The following is a 16,902-nucleotide window of genomic DNA, read 5'->3' on the forward strand; positions in this document are numbered from 1 at the left end:
GGCTACTTGCCCTGCACGTAGGAGATGATCGACAGGTAGCGCGCCGGCAGCTTCACCAGCACCTCCGGCCCATGCGGCGCATCGGCGTCGAAGAACAGCGTGTCGCCGGGCTTCAACGGATAGACATTCTTGCCATGCCGGTAGTCCACTTCACCTTCCAGCATGTAGAGAAGTTCGATCCCCTCGTGCTGGAAGGTGGGAAAGACATCCGATTCCGTGGTCAGGGTGATCAGGTAGGGCTCGACCGTCACCCCGGTCGAGTTGTTCCCCAGATGACCCAGCAGGTTGTATTGATGCCCCGCCCGCGTCCCGCGCCGCTCGGTCTCGACCCCGGTGCCGGCCTTGGTATGCACCGCGTGATGCACATCCTCGAAACGGCGGAAGAACGAGGTCAGCGGCACACTCATCGCATGAGCCAGCGATTGCAGCGTCGACAGCGAGGGCGAGGTATTGCCGTTCTCGATCTTCGACAGCATCCCGATCGACAACCCGGTGCGGTTCGACAATTCGGCGATGGTCATGCCGCTTTGATGGCGGAAGGCCCGGACCTCGCGGCCGATTGCGACCTCGAGGATATTCTCGCGCTCTTCCCTGACCTTGTGCGGGTCTTGCGCCAATACGGGTTCGGTCATGGAAACTCCGGTTCTTCTGACCCTGCGGGCCGTGGTCAAACATCACAAATTGACTTGCACACCGAAGCGGGATTCGGGTTTAGTCAGGGCAGGGCTGCCCGATAAGTTTCCTGATGGTAATATGCAACCTCTGCCTCAGCAACGTGTCACCACCATCGGATTCCTGATCTTTCCGGGCTTTCCGATGTCCTGCCTCACCTCGATGATCGAGCCGCTGCGCGCTGCCAACGAGATCGCCGGAAGCACCGCATTCCGCTGGCGGATTCTGGCGGAAACGCCGGATCGTGTCGCCTCGAGCGCCGAGGTGGTGTTCGAGCCGGACCTGACGCTGTCCGAGGCCACCGGGCTTGATTACCTGTTCCTGCTCAGCAGCCCGACCGCCAATTTCACTGACCGTAAAGCTGCCGAGGGCCAGCTGCGCCGGCTGGCGCGGCATGGAACGGCGGTGGGGGGCGTCAGCGGCGGGGTGTTTCCGCTGGCGCGCTCGGGCCTTCTCGACGGGCACGCGGTCTCGGTCCATTGGTGCTACGAGGCGGCCTTCGCGCAGGAATTTCCCGACCTGCCGATGCGCGATGATGTGATCGTCTTCGACCATCCGCGCTATACCGTCTCGGGCGCCGCCGCCTCTTTCGATCTGATGCTCAGCTTCATCGAGGACCGGCTTGGCGCCGACATCGCCACCGAGGTCGCCTGCTGGTTCCAGCACCCGGTGGTGCGCGGCCGCGGCATCCGCCAGAAGACCCCGACCTTCCGCCGCGAAAGCACGGTGGACCTGCTGCCCGCCTCGGTCGCGAAGGCCGTCGATCTGCTGGCCAGCCGCCTGTCGGAACCGATCGCGGTCGAGGAGGTGGCGCAGCAGGTGGGTGTCTCGTCGCGGCAGTTGGAGCGCCAGTTCAAGAAGGCCACCGGCCAAAGCCCCGCGCGCTATTACCGCACGCTCAGGATGAAGGCCGCGCGGCAATTGGTACTGTTCTCGCGCGAGCCATTGCCGCGCATCGCCGTGGCGGTGGGGTATGAAACCCTGCCGCCGCTGACGCGGCATTACCGGCAGGAATTCGGCACCAGCCCGGCCGAGGATCGCAGCACCATCAACCGCTTCCGCTATGAGGACAACCGCCCGCTGCCCTCGGCCTGACCCCCTCAGGCGATGCTGTGGGCGGCCGCCATGAGGGCGTGGTGCAGCGAGCCGGCGAAGGACCGGGGCGCGATCAGGCTGAAGCGCGCACCGGCGCTGCGGCAGATCACCAGACAGCCCATATGCTCGACGAGGCTGCGCGTTGCCGCGCCGGTCTCCATCCGGCGGGTCGGCAGCGGGCAGAGCCGTTCCAGCAGCTCGATGACCGTTGCGCCCTCGATGTCGAAGCGCACCCAGCCATCGGTTTGCTCGGTGACCGAGGCGCTGGCGCCAAACCCGTCCTTGATGATCCGCGCGATCTCCTCGTGGCTCTCGAACGGGGCTTCGGCGAACCATTGGTCCGGTCCGGTCCAGATCAGCGACCAGTCGCCGCGTTCGGCCCATCGTCCGGGGGCAGGGGGGGCGAAACCGAACAGGCCTGTGGCAGCGTCCACGAATGCCGCCTCCTGCCCGCGCCGGCAGGTGACCGAGGCCAGCGCCCGGTCGGTGACTTCACGGATGACCAGCGCGCCGATCCGGTCGGTCCGGGGCGTGGTGCCGCCAAGCGGGGTCAGGGGGGCCAGATCATGCACGGACGCGCTCTCCCTCGGGATCGATGAAATGCGGGCTGACCACCTCGACCAGCGTCTCGGCATCCTGCACCGGGTTCACCGCGCGCAGCACCTCGCCCTTGCGGGCTGCGCCGTTCTTCAGGAAGCCAAGCCCGATGCTATGGCCGAGGCTCGGCGAGAAGCAAACCGAGGTCATGTAACCCTGGTCATTCGTCGCATTGGCCTCGGCCTCGCGGGCGATGAAATGCGAACCGGCGGTGAAGCTTTCGGCAGGGTTCACCGGCCGGAAGCCGACCAGCACCAGCGCATCCTCGCGGTTCAGCCCCTCGCGTTCGGAAAGGGTTGAACCGATGCTGTCCTTTTTCTTCGACACCATCCCGCCCATGCCGAGGTTCAGCGCCGTGCTGGTGCCATTCAGCTCGTTCCCGGCGGCATGACCCTTTTCGATCCGCATGACGCCAAGCGCCTCGGTGCCATAGACCACGGCGTCGAATTCCGCCCCCGCCTTGACCAGCCGCTGCATCAGTGCATCGCCATAGCGCGTCGGCACCGCGATCTCATAGGCCAGCTCGCCCGAGAAGGAGATGCGGAACAGCCGCGCCCGCAGCCCGCCGCAGACGGTGATCTCGGCGCAGCCCATATAGGGGAAGGCCTCGTTCGAGAGGTCATGTTCCGGATCGACGATCTTTTGCAGCAGCTTGCGGGCATTCGGCCCGGCCACGGAATATTGCGCCCATGCCTCGGTGGTCGAGATGATCTGCACGTCGAGATCGGGCCAGAGGCATTGGCGGCAGAATTCCATGTGCCGATAGACGCCCACCGCATTGGCGGTGGTGGTGGTCATGACGAAATGATCCTCGGCCAGCCGCGCGGCGGTGCCGTCATCCATCACCATCCCGTCCTCGCGCAGCATCAGCCCGTAACGGACCTTGCCCACCGGCAGCTTGGCGAAGGCATTGGCATAGATGCGGTTGAGGAACTCCGCCGCCTCGCTGCCCTGAACGTCGATCTTGCCAAGCGTGGTCACGTCGCAGATGCCGACCGACTTGCGGGTGGCCAGAACCTCGCGGTCGACCGATTGCCGCCACTGGGTCTCGCCCGGACGCGGGAACCATTGCGCCCGCATCCACATGCCCACCTCGACAAAGACCGCGCCCTGCCGGGCCGCCCAGTGATGGCTGGGGGTCAGCCGGGTGGGGCGGAAATCCTTGCCGGCCGAGCGCCCGGCAAAGGCGGCGATCGGCACCGGCGTATAGGGCGGGCGGAAGATGGTGGTGCCGGTCTCGGGGATGGATTTCCCGGTCATCTCGGCCATCACCGCCAGCCCGCCAAGGTTCGCGGTCTTGCCCTGATCGGTGGCCATGCCAAGCGTGGTGTAACGCTTCAGATGCTCGACCGAGACATAGCCTTCCTGATGCGCCAGCTTCACATCCTTCACCGTCACATCGTTCTGCTGGTCCAGCCAGGCGCGGCCCTTGCCCGGCACATGGTAAAGCGGCGTGATCCGGTAGGGCGCATCCTCGGCCTCGGGCAGATCGGCGGGATGGGCGGTGACCCCAAGATCCGACAGGGCGGCAACTGCGGCCTCGGCGCCGGACCGCAGGCAGGCAGCCGTGGACATCTGGCCCTGCGCCGCGCCCGCGACCGAGAGGCCGGGGGGCAGCACGCCGCCGGGCACGAAACTCGACAGTGACGCATCCCAGACCGGACGCCCGCGCTGGTGGCAGGTCAGATGCACATTCGGGTTCCAGCCGCCCGAGACGCCCAGAAGCTGGCAGGGGATGACCTTGGTCTCGCCACTCGCAAGCTTCACGGTAACGGACTTGAGCCCCAGACGACCGGCCGCATCGGTGACCACCGCCCCGGCCAGCACCTCGTAGCCGCCGGGTTTCGGGGCGTCGGAACGGCTGTCGATCACCGCCGCGACCCTGACGCCCTTGGCCAGCAGATCGGCGGCGGTGCGGTGGCCGTCGTCATTGTTGGTGAAGATCGCCACCTCCTGCGCCGGGACGGCGGCCCACCGGTTGGCATAGCTGCGCAGCGCCGCGCCCATCAGGATACCGGGCCGATCATTGTTCCGGAAGGCGATCGGGCGTTCCGTCGCGCCGGCGCACAGGAGGCTGCGTTTCGCATAGATGCGCCACAGCGTCTGGCGGGGCTTGCCGGCGGCGGGGGCGGGCAGGTGATCGGCATTGCGTTCCAGCGCGCCATAGATGCCGTGGTCAAAGGCGCCGATGACGGTGGTGCGCGGCATCAGCCGCACATTCGGCAGGCTCGCCAGTTCGGCGGCGCTCGCCTTGGCCCAGTCCGCGCCGCTGGCATCGCCAAGGGTCAGGGTCTCGGCATTCAGCCGCCCGCCGATCAGGAAATCCTCGTCGGCGAGGATCACATCGGCCCCGGCCCGACCCGCCGTCAGCGCCGCCGCCAGACCCGCAGGACCGCCACCGATGACCAGCAGGTCGCAATGCAGGAAGCCCTTGTCGTAGAGATCGGGATCGGTTTCCCGGCTGAGACTGCCCAGACCCGCCGCCCGGCGGATCATCGGCTCGTAGAGCTTTTCCCAGAAGGCCTTGGGCCACATGAAGGTCTTGTAATAGAAGCCCGCCGCGAGGAAGGGCGACATCAGGTCATTGACCGCCAGCAGGTCAAAGGACAGCGCGCCGATCCGGTTCTGGCTGCGCGCGTCCAGCCCGTCGTAAAGCTCGGCCACGGTCGCGCGGGTGTTCGGTTCCTGGCGCGCGCCGCGGCGCAGCTCGACCAGCGCATTCGGTTCCTCGGAACCGGCGGTCAGCGGGCCGCGCGGGCGGTGATACTTGAAGGATCGGCCCATCAGCCGCACGCCATTGGCCATCAGCGCCGAGGCCAGCGTGTCGCCCGGATGGCCCTGATAGCTCTTGCCGTCAAAGCGGAAGTCGAGCCGCCGCGTGCGGTCGATCAGCCCGCCCTCGATCCGGTGGCTCTGGCTCATCTGCTGCGCCCCCTTGCCCGGGCCACGTCGCTGGCCAGTTCCGCCGAAACGATCTCATGCGTGCGGGTGTCGCGCGTCACCACCAGCCAGCTGCGGTCGCCCTGTTCGTGAAACCACAGCTCCTGATGCAGCCCGGCGGGGTTGTCGCGTAGGTAGAGGTAGTCATGGAACAGGTCGAGCGCGCCCTCGGCCAACCCGTCGGGGCGGTCGATCAGGCTGGCATCGCCGAGATAGGTGAATTCCTGACTGTCGCGCGGGCCGAGCAGAGGGTGGGGAATAAGCATCTGGTCTGACCTCAGTGCAGGTTGGGCTGGGCGCCGACGCCCTTTTCATCGATCATCAGCCCCTTGCGGAAGCGGTCGAAGCGATAGGCGGTGGCGGTGTCGTGGGGGCGGTCGGTCGCCAGCAGATGCGCGAAGCACCAGCCCGAGGCCGGCGTGGCCTTGAACCCGCCATAGCACCAGCCGCCGTTGAAATAGAGCCCGCCGATATCCGTGCGGTCGATGATGGGCGAGCCGTCCATCGACATGTCCATGATCCCGCCCCACATGCGCAACAGCCGGGCGCGGCCGATCATTGGCATCAGGCTCATCCCGCCCTCGCAGACATCCTCGACCACCGGCAGGTTGCCGCGTTGGGCATAGGAGTTGTAGCCGTCGATATCGCCGCCAAAGACGAGCCCGCCCTTGTCGGACTGGCTGACATAGAAATGCCCCGCGCCATAGGTGATAACCCCGGGCAAGAGTGGCTTCAGCCCCTCCGAGACAAAAGCCTGCAGCACGTGGCTTTCGATGGGCAGGCGCAGCCCGGCCTTGGCCATGACCTGGCCCGACGAGCCCGCCACCGCCACGCCCACCTTGCCGGCACCGATGAAGCCGCGCGTGGTCTCGACCCCCCGGCACTGGCCGTTCTCGATGCGAAAGCCGGTGACCTCGCAATTCTGGATGATGTCGACACCCCGGCTGTCGGCACCACGGGCATAGCCCCAGGCCACCGCGTCATGGCGCACCGTGCCGCCGCGCGGCTGCAACAGCCCCCCCTTGATCGGAAAGCGGGCGCTGTCGAAATTCAGGAAGGGGGCAATGCGGCGCACGCCTTCGGTATCCAGAAGCTCGGCATCAACGCCGTTCAGCCGCATGGCATTGCCGCGCCGGCGAAAGGCGTCACGCTGGCCGTCGCTGTGGCAGAGGTTCAGCACGCCGCGCTGGCTGACCATGGCGTTGAAGTTGAAATCCTGCTCCAGCCCCTCCCACAGCTTCATCGAGAATTCGTAGAAGGGTTCGTTGCCGTCCAGCAGATAGTTCGAGCGGATGATGGTGGTGTTACGCCCGACATTGCCGCCGCCGATCCAGCCCTTCTCGATCACCGCGACGCTGGCCTGCGAGAAGACCTTGGCGAGGTAATAGGCCGTGGCCAGCCCATGCCCGCCGCCGCCGACGATGACGATGTCATAATGGGCTTTCGGTTCGGGATCGCGCCAGGCCGGTCGCCAGCCCTTGTGCCCGGTCAGTGCCTCCTTGAGGACCTTGAAGCCCGAATATCTCATCTCACCCCCGGCGCGTTGCCCCCCGAGACTGGGGCGCGGCGGCGTCGCGCGCTAGGTCCGGTTCGGACATCCTGCAGGCGACTTCCGACATGGCGGGGGAATGTTCAGGGACGCGGCTCAGGGGCCATAGCGTTTGCGGTTGGCGCTCATCTGCATCAGCCAGTCGGCGACCTCGCTGCGGCCGGGAAATGCAGGGCGGTTCTTTGGTACCAGCAGGTAATAGCCATGCTCGGTCCGCACCTGCTGATCGCCAAGCGGGCGAACCAGCTGGCCCGAGTCGAGCAGCGGATCGACCAGATGCGCCCAACCCAGGGCCACGCCCAGCCCATCCACCGCCGCCTGGATCGACAGCGGATAGGCGTTGAACAGCGTGGCCCGGTCCAGCCGCCCGCCATTCACACCCAGATGCGACAGGAAGATGCGCCAGTTCATCCATTCGGTATGGCTGCTGGATACTTCGATCAGCGGCGCGGCGGGCAGGTTCTTGGCCTCGGTGACCTCGGGATGGCGGGCAAGGAAGTCGGGCGAGCAGACCGGAAACACCGTCTCGCCGAACAGTCGCTCGGCCTCGAACCCCTTCCAGTCGCCATCGCCCCTGAGGATCGCCAGGTCCACTGTCTCGGCCAGGCATTCGTCGTCATTGTCCGAGGCGACCAGCATGATGCTGACCGGCTTCGTTGTCTGGCGGAAATCGTGCAGCCGCGGGGTCAGCCACAGCGAGGCGACCGAGTTGGTCGCCGCCAGCACCACCGGGCGCTTCTGACTGGTCTTCAGCATGTCATCGGCGGCGCTGCGCAGAAGCTCCAGCGCCGGCAGGATGCGGGCCTGAAATTCGCGGCCCTGCGCGGTCAGCTCGATCGAGCGGTGGCCGCGCGAGAAGAAATCGAGGCCGAAATGCAATTCCAGCAGCCGCACCTTGCGGCTGATCGCGGTCTCGCTGATGTTCAGCTGCCGCGCCGCGCCGGCAAAGCTCATCTGATCCGCCGCCGCCTCGAAGGCGAGAAGATAGTCCAGCGGCGGCAGCGGCCGCCGCCGTTCGGTCGAGAGGCGCTTGGCGTGATCCTGCGTCATTCCTTGCTGTCCTTCCTGCCTTCTGCGGCGGTGGCCGCGCGGCCCGGTAAACCTTCCCGACGCTAGAAGATACAGGCCCGCTTGGCATCAGAAATTAGCGGCAAGGACCGCCAATATTCTTCGCAGGGTTCGGCGGTCTCCTCGGCCATAGTGGGGAGGCACGCTGCGGCGGCGAAGCTGATTTGACGCATTGGAGTCCCGGTGATGAACCAGCCCCTGCTTTTCGAGACGCCGTTCCAACGCGCCGGGGTGCTGGTCCCCGGCCTGCCGGTCCTACCGCCGGGGGTGGAACGCCATCCGGTGCCGGGGGGCGGCAGCCGGGCGGTGCCGATCTTCAAGGGCGACGAGATCACGATTCAGGACCGCGAGGGGCTGCAACCGGTGGAACTGGTGGTCTTTGCCCATGACGGCCGCTCGGATGCCGGGATGATCGGGGCCGAGGGCGGGCGCGATCCGGAAGGGCTGAAAGAGGCGCTGATCCGCGACCCCTCGGGCCGCAAGGTGGTGCGCGCGCTGGAGAAATCGGGCTTCGATCTGGGCCGCGCCGATGGCACGCTGGTCTTTGCCGATGGCTCGCGCCCCGGCGATTACGCCAGCTTCACCAGTTCGGTCGACGGGTTGCTGATCGTCTGCGCCGCCGGTGGACCGATGGAGCCGCAGGAGCAATGGGCGCCAACCGATGTGGTGCTGTATATCCGCCGTGCCACGATGCCGGCTGGCAAGGACCAGCTGGTTGCGCCCGATCCGCTGGCCGATCCCTTGATCGACCTGAACATCCTGCCCGGTCAGGCCGTGCCCTATGAGGTCAAGGCCGGGCAATATATCCAGATCCTCGACGTGAAGGGCCGCGAATGCTCGGACTTTCAGGCCTTCTCGCTGCGCGCGCTGGACAAGGGGCTGGAGCGTGAGATCGACCCGACCACCACCCGCTCGCTGATGGGCTCGCTTTACCCGATGCCGGGGCTCAACTCGAAATATTTCACCGTCGATCACGAGCCGTTGCTGGAAATCGTGCAGGACACGATCGGGCGGCACGACACATTCGGCCTCGCCTGCACCGCGCGCTATTACGCCGATCTGGGCTATCCGGGTCATGTGAACTGTTCCGACAATATCAATGCCGCGCTGTCGAATTTCGGCATCCGCCCGCGCGGCGGCTGGCCTGCGATCAACTATTTCTTCAACACGCTCCTGGATAACAGCCATGCCATCGGCATGGACGATCCGTGGTCACGGCCGGGGGATTATGTCCTGCTCAGGGCGCTGACCGATCTCGTCTGCATCTCGACCGCCTGTCCCTGCGACATCGATCCGGCCAATGGCTGGAACCCGACCGACATCCAGGTGCGGACCTATGACAAGACCGAAGAATTCAAGCGCTCCATCGGCTGGCGCAAAACCCCGGGGGCTGATTTGGAAGAGACCAGGAAAACCGGCTTTCACGACTGCTTTGCGCGCCATACCCGCAATTTCGTCGAGTATAACGGCTATTGGCTGCCGAACGAGATGACCAGTCACGGCGCCACCGCCGAATATTGGGCGGCGCGCGAGAAGGCGGTGGTGATGGACCTGTCGCCGCTGCGCAAATACGAGGTGACTGGCCCCGATGCAGAGGCGCTGATGCAGCTCTGCGTCACCCGCGACATGAAGAAGCTGCCGGTGGGCGGCATCGTCTATACCGCCATGTGCTATGACCATGGCGGCATGATCGACGATGGCACGGTGTTCCGCCTTGGCGAGATGAATTTCCGCTGGATTGGCGGCAATGACCAGTCGGGTCTGTGGCTGCGCAAGCAGGCGGTCGAGCGCGGGCTGAACGTCTGGGTGCGCGGCTCGACCGACCATCATTGCAACATCGCGGTGCAGGGCCCCTTGTCGCGGGACATCCTGAAAGAGGTGATCTGGACCCCGCCGGCGCAGCCCACGGTAGAGGAGCTGGGCTGGTTCCGCCTGACCATTGGCCGCCTTCACGGTTTCGACGGCCCGCCGCTGGTCCTCAGTCGCACCGGCTATTCGGGCGAGCTGGGCTACGAGGTCTTCTGCCATCCCAAGGACGCGACCGAGATCTTCGATGCGATCTGGGCGGCGGGCGAACCGATGGGGATGATCCCGCTGGGGCTGAAGGCGCTGAACATGCTGCGGATCGAATCCGGGCTAATCTTTGCCGGGTCGGAGTTTGACGACCAGACCGACCCGATGGAGGCCGGGATCGGCTTTGCCGTGCCGCTGAAGGGCAAGAGCGACGATTTCATCGGCCGCGCCGCGCTGGAGGCGCGCAAGGCCAACCCGCAGAAGAAGCTGGTGGGGCTGGATCTCGATGGCGGCATCGTCCCGACCCCTGGCGATTGCGTGCATGTCGGCAAGCCGCAGATCGGCGTCGTCACCTCGGCGGTGAAATCGCCCATCCTCGGCAAGGTCATCGCGCTGGCGCGGGTCGATGTGACCCATGCCGAGCCGGGGACGCGGCTCGAGGTCGGGCGGCTGGACGGCGATCAGAAGCGCCTGCTGGCGACGGTCGTGCCCTTCCCTCATTTCGACCCGACCAAGGAACGGGTGAAGGGCAATTACTGACCGCGCCGGGCGGTGTCAGCGGTGCTGATGCCGCCAGATCTCGGTGCGGATGCGGGCCTGCTTGTAGGCGTCGAAGATCGACATGGCATAGACGAAGATGCCACCCGACAGCTTGCCGATGATCGAGACCTCGGGTGCCGCCGTCTTCAGCGTGTAGCCGCCCAGCAGCAGGATGAAGAACAGGAACACCAGCCCGCGCACCGGCTTGCGGTTCAGCACCTGCCCGGTGCCGGGCAGGATCAGCGCCGCGGCGAGGATCAGCCGGGGATTGAGCGGCGGCTTGGTCATCCGACGGCCCGCGCGCGCGGCGGGTCGTGCCGGGCCAGCAGGTCGCGGCGCAGCGACAGGAGGGTGTCGAGATGCGGCAGGATTCGGGCGAAGGGCAGGGGCGTGGCGCCCAGTTCGGCATCACGGAAGATGAGATAGCGGCCCCGGTTCGCCTCCTCGGCCAGAAAGGTGATCCTGAGGCCCTTGGGCGAGAGGATCAGCTCCTTGACGCTGTCATCCGCGAACAGCCCGAGATGCGGGGCGAGAATGTCCTCGGGCGGCAGGGCCTCGGGCGCGTCGCTGCGCAGGGCGCAATCCTCGGGGAAGCCGGGGGGCGGGGTGATCTGGTCGGGCAGGCTGTGGAAGTGCGAGAAGGGTTCGACCCCGGTGGGCCGGATCATCAGGTCCAGCGTGGCGCGCAGCGGCAGCGGCGCGGGCAGCGTGACCAACACCCAGAGCGCCGGCAGCTTGCGGAAGGTCAGCGTGTCGGGCACCGCCTGCAGATCGAACTCGGCCCCGCCATGCTGACCGGCCAGACGCGGAAAGCCGGCGCTGCCCTCGCCCCGGCGCGGGTTGGTCAGCCCCTCGGCGCAATGGTCGAAATAGGCGCGCCGCCCGGCCTTGCGCGCCCGTCCCGCGCGCAGGGTCTGTCGGGCCAGCAGCGCGAGCCCCGCCCCCAGTCCGGTCCCCAGAAGTCCCAGTCCAAGCTGTTCCATCCCGGCCTTTCTGCCCGCTCAATAGCCCTGCGGACGCGGCCAGGGCATGGTGAACTGCGCCGCCCGGCGGACATAGCGATAGCGGCGGAAGTGGAACCACAGCGAGACGATGACATAGAACGAGATCATCGCCACAAGCTGGGTGCCATAGCCAAGGAACACCGCGAAGAAGGCGATGCCGCAGAGGCAGAGCAGCACGATGGCCGGGACCGGGTGGAACGGATGCTGATAGCCGCGCTTGATCGTGCCGAGCGGCCATTTCCGGCGGAACATGATCACGTTGATCGGCATGAAGGTATATTCCAGAAGGCCCGACAGGATCGAGAAGGTGATGACCTGATCCAGCGGCGCGCCAAGGGCAAAGATCAGCGCGATCGGCACGAGGAAGATGATCGAGCGATAGGGGGTGCGATAGACCGGATGCACCGCGCCGAACCACGAGGGCAGGTAATGGTCGCGCCCCATGGCGAACCAGGCGCGCGAGGCGTCGTTGATGCAGCCATTGGCCGAGGCCAGCGTGGCAAAGAGGGTGCCGATCCCAAGAAGCACCATCAGCGCCGTCGAGCCCGACAGCCGCGCGGCGTCAAACAGCGGCACCCCGGCCTGACCGAGATATTCCCAGGGCATCAGGCCGACGCAGACATACCAGGTCAGGGTCGCCGCGATCAGCAGCGTCATGATCCCGGCCAGCGTGCCGAAGGGCAGGGCGCGGGCGGGCGAACGGACCTCTTCGGCGGCCTGTGTCGTGCCCTCGATCCCGAGGTAATACCACAGCCCGAAATGCATCGCCGCCAGCACGCCGAGCCAGCCATAGGGCAGGTCAGTCATCAGCGCCCTGTGCTGCAGCACGTCGCTGCCGAAGATCGGGGAAGTGGCGAAGAACAGGATCAGGATGGCGCTGAAGGCGATGGCAGTGATGACGAGGCTGAAGGTCAGCGTGGCCAGCACCCCGCGATAGTTCAGCCAGGCAAGGAACATGATCGCCAGCACGATGAAGGGCCGCTGGTCCAGCCCCTCATGCCCGGTCATCACCGCCACGGTATCGATCAGGAAGCCCACGGTGATCGCATTGGCGGCCTCGAGCATGGTATAGGCGAAGACGAGATAGAGGCCGACATTGAAGGCCATCAGCGGGCCGACGATATGCTTGGCCTGCGTGTATTGCCCGCCCGCCGCCGCGACGGTCGATGTGACCTCGCTGTCGATCATGGCGACGCAGGAATACAGCAGCCCGGCGAACCAGCAGGCGATCAGCGCCGCATAGGCGCCGCCCTTGCCCACGGCAAAGTTCCAGCCCATGTACTCGCCGACCAGAACGATGCCGACGCCAAGCGCCCAGACATGGGCCGGCCCAAGCACGCGCAGCAGGCCGACATTGGTACCATGCGGGCCCATGCCGTCCATCGTCTTCGAAGTGATGTCGAATTCGGCCATCCTGCCCTCTCAGCCCTTGTGTTCTTCGGTCATCGCCTCGAGCTCGCCTTCCCGCGACGAGGTCAGCACCTCTTCGGAATAGCTGCTGTCGGTCTTGATCCAGTCGCGCACGATGATGAAGCCAAGGACCGCCGAAGCCGCCCAGGCTGCCAGTTCCATGAAGTCCCACAGGTCCATGTTCCGCTCCTCAGCTCCGGCTCTCGCCGAATTTCTCGGCGATGACGTCGCGATATTCCTTTTCCGACAGTTTCAGCATGATCGCGTAATAGCCGACGATGACGACGATCATCACCACGAGGCTGGCGATCGAGAAGGAATAGTCGAAACGCGCGGTGATCAACTCGGCCGCCGAGGCCGGGTCGGCATAGCCCAGCTGGTTCCATTTCTCGACCATGACCGGGTTCTGGCCGAGCGATTCCCAGGTCGGGTTTTCCGGCACATTGGCGGTCTTGGCGCTGCCGGCCAGTCCCAGCCACAGCGGGATGTAGAGCGCGCCGACGGTCAGAAGCAGCAGCACGATCACGTCGGTGATCTGGCCGAACTTGCTTTGCACGGGTGGGGTATAGCGGGCCATGGCTTACCCCCTGGCCGCGCGGGCGGCGTCGAGGAACTTGATGTCGAGCCCGTACATGAAATCCCGGTCCTCGCGGTAATGCTTCAGCATCGCCATGATCGCGGCGGTGTTGAACACCAGCACCGTGGCGCCGCCGATCAGCAGGACTGTCCGCGCCGCCGCCGTGGGCGCGAGGCTCCAGGTCGCCAGCGCGACGAAGCCCATCGCCAGCCACAATCCCAGCACGAAGGCCCAGGCAACGGTCACGTCGCGTCGATGCATCCTTTCGATGCGTGCTTGCAGGTCAGACATGGTTCCTCCCGGTCTGTCGATCACGTTCCGGCCGCGTTCGGCGGCCAATGACTTATTCTGCAATCAACTTTTTTAACGGATAGGAAACTAGCTGTCGGGCATTTTGTCAAGTTTCAACTGAGTCCGGGCGAGTCGCTCAGGGCTAATCTGATGGGGTATCACGCGGCACAGGCCAGCATTTGCAGGGTTCTATCGGGGGGATGCCCAAACAGAAGGCAGATTTGACCGCGATCAATTCGCGGTTGGATCGCCCTGCGCGAAATCGCTGACGATTCCTCCCTTCCAGCGTGTTCCGGTACCGATGAAGGGGACAGGAATTGCATTGAAATGAATGATTGTTTCTTACTAGGCAAAATTTTTCTTTGAGAATGGACGGTCTTGCGGCAGATTGTCCGGCAGGCGGCGCACGCCGCCAGCGACAGGACATGCCCTGCGCAACGCCAATGAAGCCGCGGGATCGCCGGCGCAAGATCGGCCAATCCGTCCAGAACAGGGAAAGGAAACGAGATGTCGACGGACATTAATGCGTCCACGGAGAGCGCGGCGCCAAGCGGCAGCCTGCACCGGGCGCTGGACTGGCGCGGCGCCTTCTGGGTGGCGGCGGGCGTGCCGCCGCTGGTGCTGTTCTCGATCGGCGGGATCGCCGGGGTGGCGGGGCAGGCGGCCTATGTCGTCTGGATGCTGTCCATGTGCATGGGCTTCCTGCAATCCTTCACCTATGCCGAGATGGCCGGCATGTTCGGCAACAAGTCGGGCGGCGCCTCGATTTACGGCGCGACGGCCTGGCTGCGCTATTCCAAGATCATCGCGCCGCTGTCGGTCTGGTGCAACTGGTTCGCCTGGTCGCCGGTGCTGTCGCTCGGCTGTGCCATCGCCGCAGGCTATGTGCTGAACGCGCTGTTTGCCATTCCCGCAGCCGACAGCCAGCTGGTGCTGGACTGGATCGCGGCCAATGGCGCGCAGTTCACCGCCGAGAGCCAGCCGGTTGTCGACTACCTCGCCGCCAATGCCGGCACGAGCCCGGCGGATGCCATTTCCGCCGTCTCGACCGCCGCGGCCGTCGAGGCCCTGACCCCGGCGATCCGCCACTGGGAGGCCTTCGCCCTGACCATTCCCGGGCTTGGCACGCTGCATTTCAACTCGACCTTCGTGATCGGCGCGGTGCTGATGCTGATCATCTTCGCCATCCAGCATCGCGGCATCGCCTCGACCGCCAGCGCGCAGAAGGTGCTGGCGGTGATCGTGCTGGTGCCGCTGTTCCTCGTCGGCATCGTGCCGATCATCACCGGCTCGATCAACTACATGAACGTGACCGACATCGTGCCGCCCTCGGTCGCCTATGGCGGTGACCGGGGCAGTTGGGATGTGGGCGGCTGGACGCTGTTTCTGGGCGCCATGTATATTGCCGCCTGGTCGACCTATGGCTTCGAGACCGCCGTCTGCTACACAGCCGAGATGCGCGATCCGGCGCGGGACACGTTCAAGGCCATCTTCTTCTCGGGCCTCCTCTGCATGGTCTTCTTCTTCGTCATCCCCTTCTCGTTTCAGGGCGTCTTCGGCGCCGCCGGGATGCTGGAGCCGGGAATCGTCGATGGCACCGGCATCGCCGCCGCGCTCGGCTCGATGGTCAGCGCCTCGAACATTGTCACCCAGATCTTCGTGATCCTGATGATCATGGCGCTGTTCCTGGCAATCATGACCGCCATGGCCGGGTCGTCGCGCACCCTCTATCAGGGGTCGCGCGATGGCTGGCTGCCGCGCTACCTCGGCCATGTGAACGAACATGGCGCGCCGACCAATGCGATGTGGACCGATCTCGGCTTCAACCTGTTCCTGCTGGCGCTGGCCTCGGATGCGGGGGGGTATTTCTATGTCCTCGCCATCTCGAACGTGGGTTACCTGACCTTCAACTTCCTCAACCTGAACGCCGGCTGGATCCACCGGATCGATTCGGGCCATATCCGCCGGCCGTGGAAGGCGCCGACCTTCCTGATCGGGCTGAACACCGTGCTGGCCTTCGTGAACGCGCTGTTCCTCGGCGCCGGGGCCAAGGTCTGGGGCTATTCCGGCGCGCTGTGGTCGGGGGTGATCTTCGCCGCGCTGATCCTGCCGGTCTTCTGGTATCGCCATTACGTGCAGGATGGCGGCCACTTCCCGCCCGAGGCGCTGGAGGACCTGGGTCTCAAGGGCGGCGAGCTGGGCGAGCGCAAGGCGGGCATCCTGCCCTATCTGGCGCTGGCTCTGGGCGCGACCATCGTGATCTGGGCGAACTGGTTCTTCGTCCTGCCGGGTTGACCCATCGCGTTCCCCCCGAGGCGGGCGGTCCCTTCCGGGCCGCCCGTTTGCGTTCTGCCGCGGTTGAGCTTTGGCCCCGATCCGGCTTAGTCTTGAAGCGAGAAACGGCGGAGGCCGAAGGTGACCACGCGACGGATGCAACTCATGACCCCCGATCCCGCCGAGGCGACGATCGGCGCGACGGTGCAGGGGGTGATCGACACGCTTCTGGCGCGGATCGAGGCCGGGGAGTACCAGGTTGACGAGCGGCTGCCGGCCGAACGCACGCTGGCCGCGGAACTGGGCGTTGCCCGCAACACCGTGCGCGAGGCGCTGGACGTCTTGGAGACGCGGCGGGTGATCCGCCGCCGCGCCGGCAGCGGCAGTTTCGTCGCCCAGCAGGGCGAGGAGTTCCGCAACTCCACCGGCTCGGCGCTGGCGGCGAATACCAGCCCGCTGCACCACCTGGTCATGCGCGGCATTCTGGAGCCGGAAATGATCCGGCTTGCGGTCATCCACATGGCGCCGCGCCAGATCGAGGCGCTTGGCGAGACCCTGTCGCAGATGGAGCAGGTGCGCACCGATGCCACCGCCTTCGCCCGGCAGGAAGAAGAATTCTACCGCCAGATCGCCGAGGGCAGCGGCAACCCGCTGCTGGCAGCCTGTTACGAGCTGACAATTGACGCCTGCCGGCAGAATTTCCGCGCCGCCATGCTGCGTCGCCACCTGACCCCCAAGCGGATCGGCGATTACCAGCAGCGTTACAACACGCTGTTCAACGCCATCGCTGCCCGCGACATCGAGGCAGCGGTCGAGTTCATCAAGCTGCACCTGGTCGAGGAACAGAAGCTGTTGCTGCAGGAGTTGTAGGC

The 16,902-nt window shown here is 65.8% G+C and carries 17 protein-coding genes; 4 read left to right on the forward strand and 13 right to left on the reverse strand.

The window, feature by feature from the left end; genetic code table 11:
- Positions 1 to 2: 2 nt before the first annotated feature.
- Positions 3 to 632 (reverse strand): helix-turn-helix domain-containing protein, encoded by a 630-nt coding sequence (locus CX676_RS01740; protein WP_101751079.1) that lies wholly within the window; start codon positions 630 to 632, stop codon positions 3 to 5.
- A gap of 121 nt (positions 633 to 753) precedes the next feature.
- Here CX676_RS01740 and CX676_RS01745 point away from each other — a divergent pair, with 121 nt between their 5' ends.
- Positions 754 to 1,767, forward strand: a complete 1,014-nt coding sequence (locus tag CX676_RS01745; RefSeq protein ID WP_101751080.1) for a GlxA family transcriptional regulator — start codon at positions 754 to 756, stop codon at positions 1,765 to 1,767.
- Positions 1,768 to 1,772: 5 nt separating this feature from the next.
- On the opposite strand, the gene CX676_RS01750 is transcribed toward CX676_RS01745, so the two are convergent.
- From CX676_RS01750 to CX676_RS01770, 5 genes are all read right to left on the reverse strand, one after another.
- Positions 1,773 to 2,339: a sarcosine oxidase subunit gamma gene (locus CX676_RS01750; RefSeq protein WP_101751081.1), complete on the reverse strand. Its 567-nt coding sequence runs from the start codon at positions 2,337 to 2,339 to the stop codon at positions 1,773 to 1,775.
- Entirely contained in the window at positions 2,332 to 5,286 is a 2,955-nt protein-coding gene (locus CX676_RS01755; RefSeq protein ID WP_101751082.1) for a sarcosine oxidase subunit alpha family protein, read from the reverse strand. The genes CX676_RS01750 and CX676_RS01755 overlap by 8 nt, the downstream gene beginning before the upstream one ends.
- The gene (locus CX676_RS01760; protein WP_101751083.1) at positions 5,283 to 5,570 is read right to left on the reverse strand and encodes a sarcosine oxidase subunit delta; all 288 of its coding nucleotides are present in this window, start codon (positions 5,568 to 5,570) and stop codon (positions 5,283 to 5,285) included. The genes CX676_RS01755 and CX676_RS01760 overlap by 4 nt, the downstream gene beginning before the upstream one ends.
- 11 nt (positions 5,571 to 5,581) lie before the next feature.
- Complete coding sequence (locus CX676_RS01765) at positions 5,582 to 6,832, reverse strand: sarcosine oxidase subunit beta family protein (protein WP_101751084.1); 1,251 nt, start codon at positions 6,830 to 6,832, stop codon at positions 5,582 to 5,584.
- A 117-nt stretch (positions 6,833 to 6,949) separates the two neighbouring features.
- A complete protein-coding gene (locus CX676_RS01770; RefSeq protein WP_198590257.1) occupies positions 6,950 to 7,903 on the reverse strand; it encodes a LysR substrate-binding domain-containing protein in 954 nt (317 codons plus the stop codon).
- 204 nt (positions 7,904 to 8,107) lie between these two features.
- Here CX676_RS01770 and CX676_RS01775 point away from each other — a divergent pair, with 204 nt between their 5' ends.
- The gene (locus tag CX676_RS01775; protein ID WP_101751085.1) at positions 8,108 to 10,474 is read left to right on the forward strand and encodes an aminomethyltransferase family protein; all 2,367 of its coding nucleotides are present in this window, start codon (positions 8,108 to 8,110) and stop codon (positions 10,472 to 10,474) included.
- 15 nt (positions 10,475 to 10,489) lie between these two features.
- On the opposite strand, the gene CX676_RS01780 is transcribed toward CX676_RS01775, so the two are convergent.
- The 7 genes from CX676_RS01780 to CX676_RS22435 all read right to left on the reverse strand — a co-directional run bounded on the left by CX676_RS01780 (position 10,490) and on the right by CX676_RS22435 (position 14,277).
- Positions 10,490 to 10,762 (reverse strand): hypothetical protein, encoded by a 273-nt coding sequence (locus CX676_RS01780; RefSeq protein WP_101751086.1) that lies wholly within the window; start codon positions 10,760 to 10,762, stop codon positions 10,490 to 10,492.
- Positions 10,759 to 11,457: a hypothetical protein gene (locus CX676_RS01785; protein ID WP_101751087.1), complete on the reverse strand. Its 699-nt coding sequence runs from the start codon at positions 11,455 to 11,457 to the stop codon at positions 10,759 to 10,761. Before CX676_RS01785 ends, CX676_RS01780 begins: the two co-directional genes overlap by 4 nt.
- Before the next feature lie 18 nt (positions 11,458 to 11,475).
- The gene (locus CX676_RS01790; RefSeq protein ID WP_232816555.1) at positions 11,476 to 12,891 is read right to left on the reverse strand and encodes an APC family permease; all 1,416 of its coding nucleotides are present in this window, start codon (positions 12,889 to 12,891) and stop codon (positions 11,476 to 11,478) included.
- Between the two features lie 9 nt (positions 12,892 to 12,900).
- Positions 12,901 to 13,068 carry a hypothetical protein gene (locus CX676_RS22430; protein WP_157935822.1) on the reverse strand — a complete coding sequence of 56 codons (168 nt, stop codon included), beginning with the start codon at positions 13,066 to 13,068 and terminating at the stop codon, positions 12,901 to 12,903.
- Positions 13,069 to 13,078: 10 nt separating this feature from the next.
- Entirely contained in the window at positions 13,079 to 13,465 is a 387-nt protein-coding gene (locus CX676_RS01795; RefSeq protein ID WP_101751088.1) for a hypothetical protein, read from the reverse strand.
- 3 nt (positions 13,466 to 13,468) lie between these two features.
- Positions 13,469 to 13,756, reverse strand: coding sequence for a hypothetical protein (locus CX676_RS01800; protein WP_232816556.1), 288 nt, complete (start codon positions 13,754 to 13,756; stop codon positions 13,469 to 13,471).
- A gap of 158 nt (positions 13,757 to 13,914) precedes the next feature.
- Entirely contained in the window at positions 13,915 to 14,277 is a 363-nt protein-coding gene (locus CX676_RS22435; protein WP_157935823.1) for a hypothetical protein, read from the reverse strand.
- On the opposite strand from CX676_RS22435, the gene CX676_RS01805 reads away from it, so the two are divergent.
- On the forward strand, positions 14,264 to 16,051 hold the full coding sequence (locus CX676_RS01805) for an APC family permease (protein WP_101751089.1): 1,788 nt from the start codon (positions 14,264 to 14,266) through the stop codon (positions 16,049 to 16,051). The two genes, CX676_RS22435 and CX676_RS01805, sit on opposite strands and share 14 nt — an antisense overlap.
- 144 nt (positions 16,052 to 16,195) lie before the next feature.
- Entirely contained in the window at positions 16,196 to 16,900 is a 705-nt protein-coding gene (locus CX676_RS01810) for a FadR/GntR family transcriptional regulator (protein ID WP_232816557.1), read from the forward strand.
- Positions 16,901 to 16,902: the final 2 nt, after the last annotated feature.

Origin of the sequence: Paracoccus zhejiangensis, from assembly GCF_002847445.1 — a bacterium.
In the GTDB taxonomy this organism is placed as follows: domain Bacteria; phylum Pseudomonadota; class Alphaproteobacteria; order Rhodobacterales; family Rhodobacteraceae; genus Paracoccus; species Paracoccus zhejiangensis.